The 17,384-nt window shown below is 69.4% G+C and carries 15 protein-coding genes and 1 tRNA gene; 10 read left to right on the forward strand and 6 right to left on the reverse strand.

Translation table 11 applies throughout. From position 1 onward, the window contains the following. Positions 1 to 110: 110 nt before the first annotated feature. Complete coding sequence (locus EAO78_RS05130; RefSeq protein ID WP_122104775.1) at positions 111 to 809, forward strand: helix-turn-helix domain-containing protein; 699 nt, start codon at positions 111 to 113, stop codon at positions 807 to 809. Positions 810 to 859: 50 nt separating this feature from the next. On the opposite strand, the gene gatE is transcribed toward EAO78_RS05130, so the two are convergent. Continuing rightward, the gene (gatE, locus tag EAO78_RS05135) at positions 860 to 2,743 is read right to left on the reverse strand and encodes a Glu-tRNA(Gln) amidotransferase subunit GatE (RefSeq protein ID WP_122104776.1); all 1,884 of its coding nucleotides are present in this window, start codon (positions 2,741 to 2,743) and stop codon (positions 860 to 862) included. A gap of 497 nt (positions 2,744 to 3,240) precedes the next feature. Further along, positions 3,241 to 3,325, reverse strand: a tRNA-Leu gene (locus EAO78_RS05140). Between the two features lie 163 nt (positions 3,326 to 3,488). On the opposite strand from EAO78_RS05140, the gene EAO78_RS05145 reads away from it, so the two are divergent. Next, the gene (locus tag EAO78_RS05145) at positions 3,489 to 4,049 is read left to right on the forward strand and encodes a DUF420 domain-containing protein (protein ID WP_122104835.1); all 561 of its coding nucleotides are present in this window, start codon (positions 3,489 to 3,491) and stop codon (positions 4,047 to 4,049) included. An 88-nt stretch (positions 4,050 to 4,137) separates the two neighbouring features. Here the strand turns inward: EAO78_RS05145 and EAO78_RS05150 are convergent, their stop codons facing one another. From EAO78_RS05150 to rqcH, 4 genes are all read right to left on the reverse strand, one after another. Then, on the reverse strand, positions 4,138 to 4,836 hold the full coding sequence (locus EAO78_RS05150; RefSeq protein ID WP_122104777.1) for a halocyanin domain-containing protein: 699 nt from the start codon (positions 4,834 to 4,836) through the stop codon (positions 4,138 to 4,140). Between the two features lie 90 nt (positions 4,837 to 4,926). Beyond that, the gene (gene purF, locus EAO78_RS05155; RefSeq protein ID WP_122104778.1) at positions 4,927 to 6,426 is read right to left on the reverse strand and encodes an amidophosphoribosyltransferase; all 1,500 of its coding nucleotides are present in this window, start codon (positions 6,424 to 6,426) and stop codon (positions 4,927 to 4,929) included. Between the two features lie 141 nt (positions 6,427 to 6,567). Then, positions 6,568 to 6,951 carry a DUF5820 family protein gene (locus EAO78_RS05160; protein WP_122104779.1) on the reverse strand — a complete coding sequence of 128 codons (384 nt, stop codon included), beginning with the start codon at positions 6,949 to 6,951 and terminating at the stop codon, positions 6,568 to 6,570. Positions 6,952 to 7,255: 304 nt separating this feature from the next. Further along, positions 7,256 to 9,442, reverse strand: coding sequence for a ribosome rescue protein RqcH (rqcH, locus tag EAO78_RS05165; protein ID WP_122104780.1), 2,187 nt, complete (start codon positions 9,440 to 9,442; stop codon positions 7,256 to 7,258). Between the two features lie 136 nt (positions 9,443 to 9,578). Between rqcH and EAO78_RS17860 the strand changes: the two genes are divergently transcribed. The 8 genes from EAO78_RS17860 to EAO78_RS05200 all read left to right on the forward strand — a co-directional run bounded on the left by EAO78_RS17860 (position 9,579) and on the right by EAO78_RS05200 (position 17,371). Next, a complete protein-coding gene (locus tag EAO78_RS17860) occupies positions 9,579 to 9,755 on the forward strand; it encodes a hypothetical protein (RefSeq protein ID WP_162498049.1) in 177 nt (58 codons plus the stop codon). After that, on the forward strand, positions 9,752 to 10,798 hold the full coding sequence (locus EAO78_RS05170) for an FAD-binding protein (RefSeq protein ID WP_122104781.1): 1,047 nt from the start codon (positions 9,752 to 9,754) through the stop codon (positions 10,796 to 10,798). Before EAO78_RS17860 ends, EAO78_RS05170 begins: the two co-directional genes overlap by 4 nt. Further along, positions 10,795 to 11,991: a FecCD family ABC transporter permease gene (locus EAO78_RS05175; protein ID WP_122104782.1), complete on the forward strand. Its 1,197-nt coding sequence runs from the start codon at positions 10,795 to 10,797 to the stop codon at positions 11,989 to 11,991. The genes EAO78_RS05170 and EAO78_RS05175 overlap by 4 nt, the downstream gene beginning before the upstream one ends. Further along, positions 11,992 to 12,909 (forward strand): ABC transporter ATP-binding protein, encoded by a 918-nt coding sequence (locus EAO78_RS05180; protein WP_122104783.1) that lies wholly within the window; start codon positions 11,992 to 11,994, stop codon positions 12,907 to 12,909. An 85-nt stretch (positions 12,910 to 12,994) separates the two neighbouring features. Further along, complete coding sequence (locus EAO78_RS05185; RefSeq protein ID WP_122104784.1) at positions 12,995 to 14,182, forward strand: ABC transporter substrate-binding protein; 1,188 nt, start codon at positions 12,995 to 12,997, stop codon at positions 14,180 to 14,182. Between the two features lies 1 nt (position 14,183). Beyond that, positions 14,184 to 15,488 carry an ABC transporter substrate-binding protein gene (locus EAO78_RS05190; RefSeq protein ID WP_122104785.1) on the forward strand — a complete coding sequence of 435 codons (1,305 nt, stop codon included), beginning with the start codon at positions 14,184 to 14,186 and terminating at the stop codon, positions 15,486 to 15,488. Further along, entirely contained in the window at positions 15,489 to 16,268 is a 780-nt protein-coding gene (locus EAO78_RS05195; protein WP_122104786.1) for an FAD-dependent oxidoreductase, read from the forward strand. It begins immediately after the preceding gene. 38 nt (positions 16,269 to 16,306) lie between these two features. Continuing rightward, the gene (locus EAO78_RS05200; RefSeq protein ID WP_122104787.1) at positions 16,307 to 17,371 is read left to right on the forward strand and encodes a DUF7551 domain-containing protein; all 1,065 of its coding nucleotides are present in this window, start codon (positions 16,307 to 16,309) and stop codon (positions 17,369 to 17,371) included. Positions 17,372 to 17,384: the final 13 nt, after the last annotated feature.

Raw genomic sequence — 17,384 nt, forward strand, 5'->3', positions numbered from 1 at the left:
ATGGACGTCGGCGCGTGCTGACGCTTCGGGCGGACACGTCCGCGTCCTTTTGCGTGAACCCGCCCGTATCGTCTCGTACCTTCAAGTCGCCGGCGACCGACGCCTCCCGCATGCGGTACGTCCACGTCGAGTTCCGGTTCCCGCCGTCGATCCGACATCCGATGCACGACTTCCTCGACGGCGACGAGAACTGGCGCTCGGAGCTTCTGACCTGGCGACGCCTCGACGACGGGACGCTCGCGACGCTGTTTCGAGTCACCGCGCCGCGGGAGCCGTACCTCGAACGATTACGGGCCGTCAATTCGATCGAGCGGTTCGAGGTCGGGCCGCCTGACGGGCCTCCACCCGACGGCGGCGGTGCTGGCGGAACCGACGGGAGCGTCGAGACGTTCCACCTCAGAGTACACGAGACGCTCGACGGTCCCCTCGACGCGTTCCTCGGCGCGTTCCTCGAGACCGAGTTCCTCTCGGTTCCGCCCGTGGTGTACCGCCCGGAGGGACGGCTCTCGTTCGGCGTCGTCGGTCCGCCGGACCAACTGCGTGACGCGCTCGCGGCGCTCCCGGATCCGATCGACGCCGACGTCGACCGGATCGGGTCGTACGCCGGCGGCCGCCGGCTCGCCGGCGTCGAGGTGACCGACCGGCAGAGGGAAGCCCTCCGTGCGGCGCGACGGGTCGGGTACTACGACGTGCCGCGCACCGGGTCGATCGCGGACGTCGCCGACGCGCTCGGCTGCTCGTCCTCGACGGCGGGGGCACACCTCCGGAAGGCGGAGGCGACGCTCGTCGACGCGTATCTCGACGGCTGAGCGGGAGTTCAACCGGGTTGAATCCGGGAGCCGGATGATCCCGGAGAGCCCTACGAACGCTCCGCGATCTCCTCGCGGAGGGCGTCGGAGACGACCTCGCCGTCCGCCTTCCCGCGAAGCGCGCCCATCGCCTCGCCCATCAGTCCCGAGAACGCGCCCATCCCCTCGTCTTCGACCTGGTCGGCGTTGCGATCGACGACCTCGCGGACCGCCTCGCGGACCGCCTCGTCGCTCACGCCCGAGAGGCCCGCCGCCTCGACCGCCTCCTCGGCCGTCAGCTCGGGGTCCTCCGCGAGCGTCGAGAGCACCTCCGGGACGCCCTCCTTGGCGAGGTCGCCCGACTCGACGAGGTCGAAGACCGCGAGGAAGTGGTCGGCGGTGAGGTTCTCGACGGGCGCGCCGTCCCGCCTGATCTCCGTCGCCGTCGACTCCAGCGTCGAGGCGGCGAAGGTCGGATCCACGCCGCGCTCGACGGCGGCCTCGAAGGTCGGGAACCGCCGACCGAACGCGACCTGCTCGGCGAGCCCGCGGTCGAGGTCGAACGACTCCACGTACCGGTCGGTCTTCTCGTCGAGCAGCTCCGGTCGGTCGACGTCCGACGGGTCGGGCTCGACCGGCGGCACGTCGGTCTCGGGGTACATCCGCGCCGCGCCGGGCAGCGGCCGGAGGTATCGGGTCGTCCCGTCGTCGTTCGCGCCGCGCGTCTCCTCCGGAACGCCCTCGATCGCGGCCTCCGCGCGCTCGGCCGCGGCCTCGATCGCGAGGTCCGCGGTCTCGGGGTCGGCGGCGACGATCGCCACCGCGTCCGCCTCGCCCGCGCCGACCGCCTCGCGAAGGTCGTCGACCTCGGCCGCGGTCACGCCGTAGGCGGGCAGCTCGTCGGTGTGGAAGATCCCGCCCGCGCCGTGGCGTTTGGCGTGGTCCGACAGCTCCGTGCCGAGCCGGCGGTCCGGCCCTATCTCCCGGCCGACGAGCCCGCTGAAGCCGAAAATCGGAACCGCGGTCACCTTCCCGCCAGAATCGAGCGCCCCCCGGATCACGCCGGAGTCGGTGTCGGCGAACACCTCGGTGGCGTCCCGGACGTCGCCCACGCTCGCGTCGCGCTCGCGGAGTTCGTCGCGGATCGCGAGCAACTCGGCCTGTCTCCCCACCTCGCCGCGGACGATGTCCTCGATCCCCTGGAGGTCTTGAACGCCCTTGACCTCGACTCGCGCACCCTCGGCGATGGAGACGTTCACGTCCTGACGGATCGTTCCGAGCCCGCGTTTGACCGCTCCAGTCGAGCGGAGCAGCATGCCGATGCGTTCCGCGGCCTCCTTCGCTCCCTCGGGGCTCCGTATGTCCGGTCCGGTCCCGATCTCGACGAGCGGGACGCCGAGCCGGTCGAGCGAGTAGACGACGCCGTCGTCGGTCTCCTCGACGCGTTTGGCGGACTCCTCCTCTAACATGAGGTCCGCGATGGAGACGGTCCCGTCGCTCGTCTCGATCTCGCCGTCCTGTCCGAGCAGGATCGACCGCTGGAAGCCGGAGGTGTTCGAGCCGTCGATCACGAGCTTCCGCATCACGTGCGCCTGGTCGACCACGCTCACGTCGAGGAGGTCGGCGATCTGGAGCGCCACCGACAGCGCCTCCTCGTCGACGCGGCGGGGCGGTTCGTCGTCCTCCTCGACCAGACAGGTCGTGTCGTACGCGAGGTAGGTGAACTCGCGGTCGACCCGGCTCTCCTCCACGGCGGCCTGGTCGAGCTCGCCCAGCTCGCTCTTCGTGGGATGGAGCCGACGGGTGATCTCCCGGTCGGCCGCCGCGGGGTCGCGCTCGACGGTCGGGGAGTCACAGAACAGCTTCGTCGCCGTGTCGAGCTGCTGGTGTATCTCCAGCCCGGCGACGAGGCCCAACTCCTCGTGGTCGTACTCGGGGTTCGCGTCCGTACTCATTACGCCCCACTCCGACGGCGCGCGACTAAAAGGGTGGCAGTTCGCGCGAGCACCGATCGACCGTGGGAATGCGCGGTGGAGATCGGCATCGGCGACGTGACTTATCCGGAACGAGGCGGTGGCGCGCCTCCGAGCGGGCCACCGGCCCGCGAGGAGCTCGCGAGGGACGTCGCGAACGAAGTGAGCGACAGGGCGAGAGCTCCGCTCTCGCTTGAAACCGGACGTAGTCCGGTGACGAGGCTGGGGAGTCGTGAGGTGCGGAGTTGTGCGGGGCGGGACTCAAAGGGGCAGCTGGGGCTTTGAACGTGTGCACGCCTACGTACGGATTATAAACGAGAACAGCATCGTCCGACCGAGTGATCGTGGCTTGACGATGTCCCCTGCATCGACATCCACTGAGAGTAACCACTCGTGGCGTGGCGTTCGTAGGAATTGTGCGTGGGTGCTGTCGTAGAGACAACACCGTGCATCGGTGTGGCGGGTGTGCCGCCGTGCGATGCGTGGGACCGGATTTGAACCGGCGGACCTCTACAGGACAGCGCCCTCAACGCTGCGCCGTTGGCCTGGCTTGGCTACCCACGCTCGCGTCGTTTTCTCGCGTTTCGTCGTACCCCGTCCCAGATTAAAAGCCCTTCCATTCGACACCGGCGTGCCGACCGATGGCACCGACGGACGCGGGCGGATCGTCGCCGACGGACGCGCCGGGACCGGCACCGGTTTTGCGCTTCGAACCGATCAACGAGACATGCGAGAGTGGGCCCGCGAGAACGTCCCGTCTCTGACCGCCGTCGCCTCCGTCGTGTCGCTCGCGCTCGTCTTCGGGGCCGTCGGCGGCGTGGTTCCGAGCAGCCTCCTTCCGCGTGCAAGCGACGCGACGCTCGCCGCGATCCCGCACCTGAACGCCGCGATCTCCGCGACCGCGATCGCCACGATACTCCTCGGCTGGCGGGCGATCGCCCGCGGGAACGTCCGACGGCACCGGGCGTTCATGCTGGCGTCGTTCGCGCTGTTCGCCGCCTTCCTCGCCGGGTACCTCTACCGACTGGTCCTCGTCGGAACCACGGAGTTCCCCGGCCCGGAAGCCGTCTACACCTACCTCTACCTCCCGTTCCTCGCGATCCATATCCTGTTCGCGATCGTCTGTATTCCCTTCGTCTTCTACGCGCTGATCCTTGCGGCCACACGGCCGTACGAGGAGCTGTACCACACCCGCCACGCACAGGTCGGGTTCGTCGGCGCGGTCCTCTGGCTCGTCTCCTTCGCGATGGGGATCGGCGTCTACCTTCTCCTGTACCACTTTTTCTGACGGAAGGAGTCCTCGAGGAGAGGAGTCGAGAGGCGACGTCGAGAGGAGACTACGGTTCGATCGAGAAGGATCGAGAACGTCCGTCGCGCTACCGGTTCTTCTCCGCCTTGCGGTGGGCCGCGTAGAACAGCGGCACGAGCAGCGAGCCGGCGACCCCGAGACCGAGGGCGAGCGCGCCCACGTCGCTCGCGGAGAGGTCACGGCCGCCTCCGCTGCCGTCCTCTCCGCCGCTGCCCTCGCCGTCCCCTCCACCGCTGCCATCGCCGTCGCCGCCTCCACCGTCGCCCTCTCCGCCGCCGTCCGGGCTCACGATGTCGTCGTCGACGTCGCCGATCGCGACCGATCCCTTCATGCCGACCGCCTCGTGGGGGACACAGAGGTAGTTGAAGACGTCGCCCTCGCTCGCGTCCTCGAAGGTGTACTCAAAGGTGTACCCCTCCTCGTCGACGCTCTCGCCGCTGTCGAACGTCTCGTCGTTCGCGACGACGTTGTGTGCGCCGCCCTGGCCGGTCCACTCCCATACCACGGTCGTCCCGGGATCGATCAGGATCGCGGCCGGGCCGAAGAGCAGACCGGTATCACCCGCGCCGACCTCGACGGTGACCTCGTCCTGCCCGCGGTAGTCGTGGGTGCCGTCGTAGTTCCCGACGTCGTCCAGCCACCCGTCGTACTGGGCGGCCGCGGTCCCGCTGCCGGCCGCGAGCCCCGCCGCCGCGACGGCGCCCGCGCCGCCCGTCCTGAGGAGCCCGCGACGACTCATCGACGCCTCGTCGGCGTTCCCTGTCATACGCGCATGTCGAACGGTCGCCGTATTTAAGCTCCCGATACGTTCCGCGTGGCCGAGAACCCGACGCGTTCGGACCGGCCGGAGAGCGGTTCAGTCGTCCGCCGCCGGCGCGCTCGTCGACGGGCTGTCGACCGGCCGGTCCGTCTCCTCTCCCTCGACGTCGAAGGGATACTCGCCGGTCACACAGCCCAGACAGAGGTCGGCCCGGCTCGCGTCGAGCGCCTCGGCGACCGCGTCGATCGAGAGGTACGACAGCGAGTCCGCCTCGACCCGGTCGCGGATCTCCTCGGTCGACTTGTCCGAGGCGATGAGCTCGTCGCGTGTCGCCATGTCGATCCCGAAGTAACAGGGCGCGACGATCGGCGGCGCGCCGATCCGGAGGTGGACCTCCTCGGCGCCCGCCTCACGGACCAGTTCGACGAGCTGCGTCGAGGTCGTCCCGCGAACGATCGAGTCGTCGATGATGGTGACCGACTTCCCCTCGACGGTCGAGCGGATCGGGTTCAGCTTCAGTCTGACCGCGCGCTCGCGTTCGTCCTGCGTCGGCATGATGAACGTCCGGCCGACGTACCGGTTCTTCATCAGCCCCTCCGCGAACTCGATCCCGCCGTCCTCCTCGATCCGTGGCTCGCCGTCGACGGTCGTCTCCGCGGCCGCGTCGGCGTACCCGGAGGCGAACGCCCGCCCGGAGTCGGGGACGGGCATCACCACGTCGGACTCGACGCCCGACTCCTCCCACAGCTTCCGGCCGAGCTCGCGACGCACCTCGTAGACGAGGTCGCCGTCGATCACGGAGTCGGGTCGCGCGAAGTAGACGTGCTCGAAGAAGCAGTGGGCCGTCGAGTCCGCTTCGACGAGCTGGTAGGTGTCGTAGCCGGAGCCGTCGGGCTCGAGGACGACGAGCTCGCCCGGCCGGACGTCACGGATCAGCTCCCCGTCGAGGGTGTCGATGGCGGCGGACTCGCTGGCGAGCACGTAGCCGTCGTCGAGCTTGCCGAGACACAGCGGCCGGTTCCCCATCGGGTCGCGCACGCCGAGGACGGTGTCGTCGTGCGTGATCGCGAGCGAGTACGAGCCGTGGATCCGGTTCATCGTGTGTTTGACCGCGCGGACCAGGTCCTCCTCGAGTAAGTTCCGCGCGAGGTCGTGGGCGATGACCTCCGTGTCGCCGTCGGAGGTGAACGCGTGGCCGGCCGCGGCCAGCTCCTCGCGCACCTCGTCCGCGTTCACGAGGTTCCCGTTGTGCGAGAGCCCGAGCGATCCGGACTTGAAGGACACCGAGAAGGGCTGTGCACAGCTCTTGTCGAGGCTTCCGGCCGTCGGGTAGCGTACGTGGCCGATGCCCGTCGAGCCGGCCAGCGACTCCAGGTCGCCCGGCTTGAAGGCGTCGCCGACGAGCCCGCGCTCGACGTGGCCGTGTTGCTGGAAGCCGTCGTGCGTGACGATCCCCGCCGACTCCTGGCCGCGGTGTTGGAGCGCGTACAGCGCGTAGTACAACGGCCGCGCGGCGTCCCTCTCCGCGAGCGAGACGCCGACGACGCCGCACTTCTCTCGCGGCTCGTCGTCGGCGTGATCCCCACCGGCGTTCATGTACCCGACCCTGGGACGGGAATCGATAAAAACCCTCGTGTTCGTGGCGTTCGTGACCTCATGGAGGGCACGTCTTATCCACGAGTGTGGATCATCTCGTGCGGGAGGCGGCGACCGGGAGAACCGTCCGCCCGCGGTCGATCACGCCCCGCCGACCAGTTCGTCCAACCGCTCGAAGTACGCTTCACGAGGGACCTGATAGGCCGCCCGGTAGTCCACGTCGCCGGCGGCGAACCGCTCGGCGACGGCCACGGCCGCGTCCGTGCCGGCCTCGCGCGACTCGTACGTCTCGGCGACCGCCTCGATCTCGGGCTCCAAGAAGAGGACGACGTGCCACTCGTCGGTCGCGTACTGGCCCGACCCCGGGCGGGCGTTCCGCGCGCCGTTCGTCAGGTAGATCGTCGGCAGGCACTCGGCGGGGACGTCGTCGCCGTCGAAGACGTCAGGCCGGTAGACGAGGATGGCCCGGCCGCTCGGCTCCTCGTTCCACACCCGCCACCCGTCGGGGAGCGCCTCGAAGCTCATGGTTACGCTCGGTCACGGGGCCTTGAAAGGGTCGCGCTCCGAGGCGAACCGGCGCGCGAGAAAGTCACGAAAAACGTATCCGAGATCGAGAAAAGGGATTATATCTTGACGAGTAGTATATAATGTGGTGACAATACCATGCATACAAGAACTCGCGTCCCGGTCGGAGCGACGCCGAAGCGGACGTACGCCACCTGGGACGAACACCGAGAGGCACTCCGTCGTGAAGCGGACGCGAACCGCCGGCGGCGGGCTGAATCGCGTCGGTAGCTCGACGCCGTCGGCGCGAGGCCGACCCGATCCCTCAGTCGACGACGTCCGAGCCCCCCGGCGGCAGGAACTCCTGGAGCTGGTCGGCGCTCGCGACCTTCCGCACGAACGACTGGTCGGCGAAGCGCTCCTTGAGCGTCCGATACACCATCATCGCGGCGTCGTTCTGCGCGTACATCCCCGGCTCCAGCGTGACGTGGGCGGCCGCCCGCTCCACGATCGCCGACGGCGGCCCGCCGATCGCGCGGGTGACGGGCTCGCACTGGACGCCGACGGCGACCCGGCAGGGAACGTCCTCGAAGTAGGTGCGGTCGCCGCGGATCACGAAGCTCCCCTTCTCGATGTACTCGCCGCTCTCGGGCGTCTTCGACACCTGATCCGGCTCGACCATGTAGGCGTCGCCCGCGCCGCGGCCGTCCTTCCAGTCCGATGAGTACGAGACGGCGAACTGTGCGGCCTCCCGCAGGGTCTCCTCGGAGAAGTCCACGGGGTCCGCCGACTCGGACGGCCCCGCCGCCTTCAACAGCGTCACCGGGCCGCCGTGTGCCTGCGTGTGGAAGAACCGGTCGTGGTTGCCCATGTATTTCTTCACCAATTCCTCGTTCTGGTCGGCGTTGCGCCCGCCGATGACGAGGTAGCCCGTCGAGGTGTGGAACCAGCGGAACCGCTCGTACCAGTCGTCCGGCTTCCGTATCGGGATCGACGTGCGCGAGAGCCAGTCGATCTCGTACTCCTCGTCGTCCTCGTCGCCCTCGGCGTTACCGTCGGTGCCGGGCTCCTCGTCGGCCGCCTCCCACTCGGCCTTTCGCTCCTTTACCGCCTCCAGCTCCTTCCGGGTCGACGCGATCGCCTCCTCGGCACCCTGCTTCTTCTCCTCGATCCGTTTCGCCTCCCGGTAGAGCCGGTCGGCGTTCACTTCGACGCCGTCGTCGGCCTCGAGCTCGACGGCGAGGTCGTCCTCGCCGAGTTCGACCGTGACGGTTCCCGCGCTCCCGTCGACGTCGATCACCGTCTCCGCGGCCGCGATCCCCCGTTCGGCCCCCTCCTCGAGCGTCGCCTCGATCTCCTCCCACGACACGTCGTTCCCGCGGGCCTCCCGGACCGTCGAGAGGACCTCGTCGACGAGGTCGTAGTGGGCGTACACGAGCTCGGCGCGCTCGCGCTCCGTTTCGGCCTGCTCCTCGAACCCCTCGATCGCGCCGCGTTGCTGTTCGATGATCCGCTCCTGTTTGGCGATCTCCTCCTCGAAGTCCGGGCGGGAGGGCGACGCGTCCGCGGGGGCGTCTCCCGTCTCCTCGTCGTCGCGCGCGAGCCGGTAGAAGTACTCGTCGACGGCGGCGTTAAACGAGTCGAACCCCACGCTCGGAAGTCCCTCGCGTTCCGATAGCGGGAACGGCGTGACGTCCACGACGGGGCGGTCCGCCGACTCCGCGTTCGAGTCGTCGACTTCCCCGTCCTCCGATCCCTCGAGCGGCTCCTCGTAGACGCGCGGGTCGATGTCGCCGGAGCGGAGGCGCTCGGCGATGCGTTCGAGCGCCCCGTGGAGCGCCCGGTAGGTTCCCTCGTCCGCCTCGTCGATCGGGGTCTCCTTCTCGACGCCCGCACGGGAGCACACCTCCTCGGCGTAGAGGCCGCCGAGGTTGAGCTGGGTGGCGAGCGTCCGGACCACGTCGGTGTCGGACTCGTCCATGTGCCGGACGAACGCGTCGAGGCTCACGTCGAGGGGGTTGAGCCGCGAGGCGGGATACTCGTACTGCGCGCCGGGCGCGACCGTGCGGGACTTGAGCCGGACGGTCGACAGCGAGCCGACCACCTCGCCCGTCTCGTCGAGCGCGGCCACGTTGCCCTGCCCGAACAGCTCCGCGACGAGCGTCGTGTTCTCGTCCTCGCGCTCGAACTCGAAGGTGAGGATCCGGTCGAACTCGTACTGGGTGACGCCCGCGAAGTCCGCACCCGACAGCCGGTTCCGCAGCATCTTCGCGAAGTTCGGCGGCCGGCCGGGCGCGTCCGCGACGTGTTCGGGATCGGCGGCGTGGGCGCGCTTCACGTCGCCGACCTCGATCATGAGTTCGACGCGACCGTGATCGAAGTCGCGCAGCTTCAGCCGGAGCAGGTCGTCGTCGTAGAGGTACGCCTTGTCGACCTTCGCGCCCTCGTACCGGCCGAGCTCGGTGACGAGCGCGCTCAGGTCGATGCTCGATAGCTCCCGCTTCGGGTCCATACGGGCTCCACACGCGGCCCGGGAAAAGGCGTGTCGTTGTGGCTTCCCGTCGGAACGCGGTCTCGACCGATGCGTTCGTTGAAAACGGACGGCGAGGATTCGAAAACGATTTAATCCTTTAGGCGGGCCTAAATCTATGGCGAGACGGACGGGTGAAGACGAGACGATCCGGCAGGACGCCGCCGGACACGGCGGCAGGACCGTCGACGCCGGGGCCCCTGCGGGTCGCGTCGACGGTGCGGAGCCGTTCGACCGAGTGGGTTCGTTCGACCGGGAGAAACCCACGAGCATCGCGAACGGAGGCGGCACGTGACCGACCCGGTCGATCGCGACGTCGTCGTGGTCGGCGGGGGTCCGGCGGGTGCGTCCGCCGGCGTCTTCATCGCTCGCGGGGGATCGAGCGTGACGGTCTTCGATCGGGGCCGGTCGTCGATCGCCCGCTGTGCGCACCTGGAGAACTACCTCGGGTTTCCCGCGGGGATCGACGTCGGCACGTTCTCCGACCTCACGCACGACCACCTTCGACGGGCGGGCTGTACGGTCGTCCCGGACCTCGTCGAGTCGGTCGAGTGGTGGAACCCCTCCGAGGAGGACGCCGGCCGCCTCGACGACGGATCCGACCGCGTCGGCGACTCCGGCGATCCCCGCACCGACGCGGGCTTCCGCGTCACGCTTCAGGAGGGCGAGCCCGTCACTGCCCGTCGAGTCGTCGCGGCCACACGGTACGGCGGCGAGTACCTCCGCGGGCTCGACGACGACGCGATGTTCGAGACCCGCGAACACCACGGGGAGACGACGGAGCACTTCGACCGCGAGTACGCCGATCGGGACGGAACGACGCCGATCGACGGGCTCTACGTCGCCACCCCGTCCGAGGCGGATCGGCAGGCCATCACGGCCGCCGCGCGCGGAGCCCGGGTCGGCAAGCGGGTCGTCGCCGACATCCGGATCGACGACGGCTGGTGGCCCGCGGCGGCTGAGGGCGTCGACTGGCTCCGCCGTGAGGCCGAGCTCGACGACGAATGGGCCGACCGCGAGCGCTGGTGCGAGTGGTTCGATACACACCACGCCGACGCGCCGGTCGATCCGGACTCGGACCGGTTCGCGCGAGTTCGCGAGGCAGCCGTCGACGAGGCCCTGTCGGCGTACGTCGACGCCGAGCAGATCGAGTCGCGGGCGGCGGCCGGCCAGCGGGCCGTGGCCGAACGACTGGACCCGAGCGCCGTCGTCGACGCCCACGACGCCGACGCGCTGCTCGACGCGCTGGACGACGGGGCGATCGCCGAGTACGTGGCCGGGGGGATGGACGGGGACGACCCCGAGAACACCGAAGCCGTCGAGGGCGACGCCCGATGAGCGGCGAAGGGTCGACGGTCGGCGGCGAGTCGACCGCGGGGGAAGGGACCTCGAGACGACGACCGATCGACCGGGGCTCGGTCGGATGGCTGTTCGACGCGAAGCTGATCGCCGTCGCGGTCGGCAGTCTCGCGGTGATCGTCGCCGCCGGGCTCGTTCAGGTGAGCTTCGGCGCCTACTCGATGACGGTCGGCCAGGCGTGGCGTGCGGTCCTCGATCCCGCCGTCCTGTTCGATCCGCGATGGCTGCTCAACTTCCTCGTCGGGGAGGACCTGATGCGGACGATCACCGGGTTCGGCGGCGAGCTTCCACGGCTGACCCGCGAGACGCTCATCGTCTGGAACATCCGGCTGCCGCGGGTGGTCGTCGGGACCCTCGTCGGCGCGAACCTCGCGGTCTCCGGGGCCATCTTCCAGGCGGTGACGCGAAACGAGCTGGCGAGCCCGTTCATCCTCGGCGTCTCCTCGGGAGCGGGGCTGACCATCCTGCTGACGCTCGTCGTCTTCGGGAGCCTCTCGGCGTTCCTCCCGCTTTTCGCGGCGCTCGGAGGGTCGCTCGCGTTCCTGATCGTGTACGCGATCGCCTGGAAGAACGGGACCAGCCCCGTTCGGCTCGTGCTCGCGGGCGTGATCGTCGGGACCGTCTTCAGCTCGCTACAGACGGCGCTGTTCTTCTTCGCCGACGACATCGGCGTCGTCCAGTCGGCGATCGCGTGGACCACGGGATCGCTCACCGGTACCGACTGGGAACAGGTTCGACTGGCGCTGCCGTGGACGCTCGTCGCGGTGGCGCTCTCGATCGCGGGGTCGCGGCAGTTGAACCTCCTGTTGCTCGGCGAGGGGACCGCGAAGGCGCTCGGGATGTCGATCGAGAAGGTCCGGTTCGCGCTGTCGGGCGTCGCGGTCCTCGCGGCGTCCGCCAGCATCGCGGTGGCGGGTATCGTCGGCTTCGTCGGCCTCATCGTCCCCCACGTGGTTCGAAACCTCGTCGGCAGCGACTACAAGCGGCTGATCGTCGGCTGCCTGTTCGTCGGCCCGGCGCTGATGGTCGGCGCCGACGTCGGCGCACGGCTCGGAATGAGCGTGATCACGGGGGCGGACGCACAGGTCCCGGTCGGGATCGTGACGGGGCTGGTCGGCGGGCCGTACTTCCTGTTCCTGATGCGGAGACAACAACACATGGGTGAGATCTGAATGTCGATCGACGGACTCGAACGGGCTCGAACGGACGAAACGGACGGAACCGACGCGGCGGACGGAACCGACGAAACGGCGGACTCGACGGCCGCGAAACGCCCCGGAGACGCCGCGAACGACGACGCGAGCGACCTCGGCGGAGAGGGGCTCGTGTTGGGGTACCCGGACGCCGAGGAGCCGGTCGTCGACGGGGAGTCGATCGCCGCGGCGCCCGGGGCGGTCACCGCGCTCGTCGGCCCGAACGGATCGGGAAAGAGCACCCTCCTGAAGGCGCTCGCGAACCAGCTGGCGCCCGAGGACGGTTCGGTGCTGCTCGACGGCCGTGACGTTCACTCGATGGACACGAAGGCGCTCGCCCGGAAGCTGGGGCTGCTTTCCCAGGAGAGCACCTCGCCGAACGGCATCACGGTCGAGGACCTGGTGTATCACGGTCGGTATCCGCATCGCGGTTTCTTCGAGCGGACGACGACGGAGGACGCGAGGGCGGTCGATCGTGCGATCGACCTGGCCGGCTGTGGCCACCTGCGCGACCGGGAGGTGGGCAGCCTCAGCGGCGGACAGAAACAGCTGGCGTGGATCGCGATGGTGCTCGCACAGGACACCGACGTGCTCCTTCTGGACGAGCCGACGACGTTCCTCGATCTCCACCACCAGATGGAGGTGATGGAGATCATCGAGACCCTGCGTGACGAGAGCGAGGTCACGGTGGTCGTCGTCCTCCACGACATCGAGCAGGCCGCACGGCTCGCGGACCGCATGGTCGCGCTGGCGGACGGCGAGATCCGCGCTCGCGGTCCGCCGGAGGAGATCGTCACCGAGGACCTGCTCGCGGACGTCTTCAGGGTCGACGCCGACGTCGTCTCCACCGACCGCGGGCCGCGAGTGACGCCCATCCGCGCGCGTCACGCGGATTGATCTGTTCGCGCGGGCGGTCGTGTCGATTGTTTTAGGTAGGCCTAAAGATCGGAACGGTTAAATTTGTTTAGGCTGGCCTAAAAGTATGCGCAAGGAGGACGCGGTAGACGGGGAACCGACCCGCAGAGCGGTCGCGAAGTACGGCGGCGCGGTCGCTCTCGGCGGCCTGCTCGCCGGCTGCACGGGCGGCGGGGCGTCGGAGGGCGACGAAGCGGCGACGGACGACGCCGGCGACGAGAGCTACACGGCGTCCATCTCGCCGGTTGGCGAGGTGACGTTCGAGTCGCCGCCGGAGACGGTCTTCACGCGGCTCACCCACCACGCCGACATGGCGTTCGCGCTGGGACGGGGCGACGGGATCACCGCGATGCACGCGCCCGACTACTACGATGGACTCTGGAACCAGTTCGTCGAGCGTCTTCCGGGCGTCTCGCTCGATTGGTCGGGACGCTACTCCTCGTGGGAGCCGGACAAGGAGACGCTGTATGAACTCGACAGCGACGTCCACCTCGCGGACCCCGCGTGGATCACGCAGCTCGACGCCTGGGACCGAGCGGACATCGACGAGGTCGCCGAGAGGGTCTCGCCGTGGTTCGGCAACTCCCTCAGCGACCGCCACCAGGATCCGACGCCGGAGTGGGCCGACGGCTACGAGTACTACGGTCTCTGGGAACAGTTCGAACTCGTCGCCGAGGCCTTCGACGAGCCCGAGCGGTACGAGGCACTCGCGAGCGTCCACGAGGGGCTCCTGTCGACGATCGAGTCGCGGCTTCCGCCGGAAGGAGAGCGGCCGACCGTGGTCATGATCGCCGCCGCCGACATCGAGGAGATCTACGCGTACACGCTGAGCAACCCCGGCTTCCTCACATCGCACACGCGCCCGCTCGGTCCGCGAGACGCGTTCGAGGGGAGCATCGAGTCCGGTACCGTCGTCGACTTCGAGACGATACTCGAGGCCGACCCCGACGTGATCCTCTACCTCGGCGGCATGGAGCCGGGAACGGACATGGCCGGCCGGCGGACCGCCTTCGAGGAGGACCCGGTCGGTTCGGAGGTCACCGCGGTGGAAAACGATCGGGTCCATCCGCAGGGTGCCCGATATCAGGGGCCGATCATCAACCTCTTCCAACTGGAAATGACCGCGAAACAGCTCTACCCCGAGACCTTCGGCGAGTGGCCCCGCTACGAGGAGGGACCGTATCCGGAGATCCCGGAGGGAGAACGACTGTTCGACCGGGAGCGCGTCGCGGACGTGATCAACGGGGTGTTTTGACATGAACGACACAGACGACGTACACGACACGGATCCGACCGGTTCGGACGCGATCGACGGACCGACGCGACGGGATGCGATCAAATGCGGCGGCTCGGTCGCTCTCGGCGGCCTGCTCGCCGGCTGTACGGGCGGCGATCCGACGGCCGACACGGGCGAAACGGCCGAGGACGGATCGTCCCCGGCGAGCGACGCGACCGACGGAGAGCCCGACGACGACGCGGACGGTTCCGCGGAGACGGAGGGAGACGGCGCGGGACACGCCGCGACGCTCTCGCCGATGGGCACCGTCGAGTTCGATTCGGTTCCCGAACGGGTCTTCACCGTCTTCACGGGGTACGCCGACATGGCGGTGGCGCTGGGCCACGGCGACGCGGTCACCGCCGTCTACGTCCCCGAGATGTCGGGAACGACGATGAACCGCTACTACGGCGACCTGGAGGGCGTCTCCTTCGAGTGGGAGGACCTCTTCGACCCGCTGAGCGAGGGACTCGCGAAGGAGCGGCTCTACGACCTCGACGCCGACGTCCACCTCGCGGACCCCGCGTGGGCGTCGACACAGGAGAACTGGGACCGGAGCGACGTCGAGGAGATCGATTCGCGGGTCGCGCCGTGGTTCGGGAACTTCTACAGCGGGACGCGGGCCGCTCCCCCTTCCGGGTACGACGACTACGAGTACTACGACCTGTGGGAGGTGTTCGGCGGCGTCGCCGACGTCTTCGACGAACGGGAGCGCTACGAGGCGCTCGCGGCGGTCCACGAGGACCTCCTCGAGATGATCCGGAGCGACCTCCCGCCGAACGAGGAGCGCCCGACCGCGGTGCGCGTCTCGCTGGCGGCCGACGGCGAGTCCTTCTACACCTACCACCTGAACGAGCCGGGATACTGGCTCGCGGACACCCGGCCGCTCGGCGCGGTCGACGCCTTCGCCGAGGAGGAGTGGGGCGGCCTCTGGGGCGAGGTCGACTTCGAGGCGATGGCGGAGGCCGACCCCGACGTGATCCTCCACCTCTGGGGGTTCACGCCCTCGCGGAGCATGGCGGAGTTCCGGTCGACGCTCCGGGACCATCCCGTGGGCGCGGACCTGGCCGCGGTGCGGAACGACCGGCTCCACGCGCAGGGAATGCGGTACCAGGGACCGATCATGAACCTGTTCCAGATCGAGATGACCGCGAAACAGCTGTATCCCGAGACGTTCGGCGAGTGGCCCCGCTACGAGGACGGCGACGGGTATCCCGAGTTCTCCGAGACCGAACGCCTGTTCGACCGCGAACGGGTCGCGAACGCCATCGCGGGTGATCCGTAGATGTCCGACCGCGACGTCGTCGTCGTCGGGGGCGGTCCCGCCGGGCTCTCGGCGGCCGTCTTCACGGCCCGTCACGGCCTCGACACGCTCGTCGTCGACGCGGGCGGCTCGATCCTCCGCCGGAACGCCCATCTGGAGAACTTCCCCGGATTCCCCGTCGGCGTCAACGCGCGCCGCCTGCTCGACCTGCTCGGCGAACAGGCAGGGAACGCCGGCGCGGTCCGGGCGAGCGCTCGAGTCACCCGCGTCGCGCTCGTCGACGGCGACGACCCTGTAAGTTCGGACGGGCCGGACGACTCCGCTTCGAGCGGGCCTCGGTTCGCGATCACGACTGACGACGACGACCGGATCCGAACGCGATACGTCGTCGCGGCGACGAAAAACGCGACCGGCTACCTCGAGGACGTCGACGGCGTCGGCCTCATCGACCGCGGAAAGACGTTCGTCGATACGGACGAGCGCGGACGGACCGGCGTCGAGGGGCTGTACGCGGCCGGGCGGCTCGCGGAGAAGCCGCACCAGGCGGCGGTGTGTGCCGGCCACGGCGCCGAGGTGGCGGTCACGCTGTTGGAGGACGACGACCGGCCGTTCTACCACGACTGGGTCGCCCCGGAGGGGTACTTCTCCGATCGCGGCCGGCCGATCCCGCCGGGATGTGAGGAGATGGACGACGAGGAGCGTCGGCGGCGCGAGGCCGAGTCGCTCGAGACCACGCGGGAGCGCTTCACGGAACCGCACCCCGACGACCAGGAGACGCACCCGAGCCTCCGCGAGGACTGAACGGTGCGTGGAGCGTCAACGCGTTCGACGGAGGACGAATGATCGGCACCACGCTCGAGGAGGTCCGCGACCACATCGAACGGCTCGCCGACGGAGAGGGCGACTACTATCTCGTCTGTGCGCGCTACGGCGACCGTCCGGTTCCCGCGGCGGGACTCCGGTTCCCGGACCGGCCCACGGCGCGGGCCGCCGCACGGACGACCGAGCAGTACCGGGCCGCGCTCCGCCGGTACGACCCCGCCGTCCCGCGGTACGACGTCATCGTCTGTCAGCTGAGTGACTGCCCGGAACGCACCTCCGAGCGGAACGCGATCCCGAACGCGCCGCACCCGGACGGGACCGGTGGAGACGACCGGAACGAGGGGAACGACGTCGACGAGGAACGCTGGACCCTCTCGGAACCGGTGATAAACGGTTCGGCCCGCCGGAACGAACGACGGCGGCGGCTGGTGGAGCGGTGTCACCGAATCGCGGCCGCCGTCTTCGAGACACTCTCCGAGGGCGGCTGGCGCGCCGTCGAGACGGCGGTACTGGACCGCTACTTCGAGCTCGCGGAGAGCGTGCCGGACCCCGACGACCTCTGTCTCTGCCTGCTCGAGGGGATGGCGGCGGAGCTCGCCGACCGACTCACGGCCGTGGATCAACTCGAGGTCCTCTCCCGGGCCGCAGACCGTCTCGAGGACCCGTCGATCGACGCGTTCGACGACCTCGACGGCGGATCCGCGAACCCCGACGGCGCTCCACGGGGTGACGATGACGACGCAGCCGCCCGGTTCTCCGCGACGCTCGAGGGGCTCCGCGAGGACGGGATCCTCGGGGGATTCACTCGCGTTTCGACGCTCCCGGTGGGTTTCGATCTCGATGCCGGATCCGAAGGTTTCGTGGAGAGCGCCCGGATCACCGGCTACGCGCTTTCGGCGCGGAACGGGTCGCTCCCGGTGTTACCGATCGTCGTCGAGTTCCTTCGACGTGCTCCAGGGCACCGACCGAGCGAGGTCCGAGTCGAGCCGGCCGACGACGGATGGACGGTGCGGGTGGCGTTCGACGCCGACGTCGACCCCCGAGGCCTGGCGGTCTCGCCGATCGGGTCGTCCGGGACGTGATCGGCCTCGATCG

It is taken from the genome of Halobellus captivus (genome assembly GCF_003697845.1).
GTDB lineage: Archaea > Halobacteriota > Halobacteria > Halobacteriales > Haloferacaceae > Halorubrum > Halorubrum glutamatedens.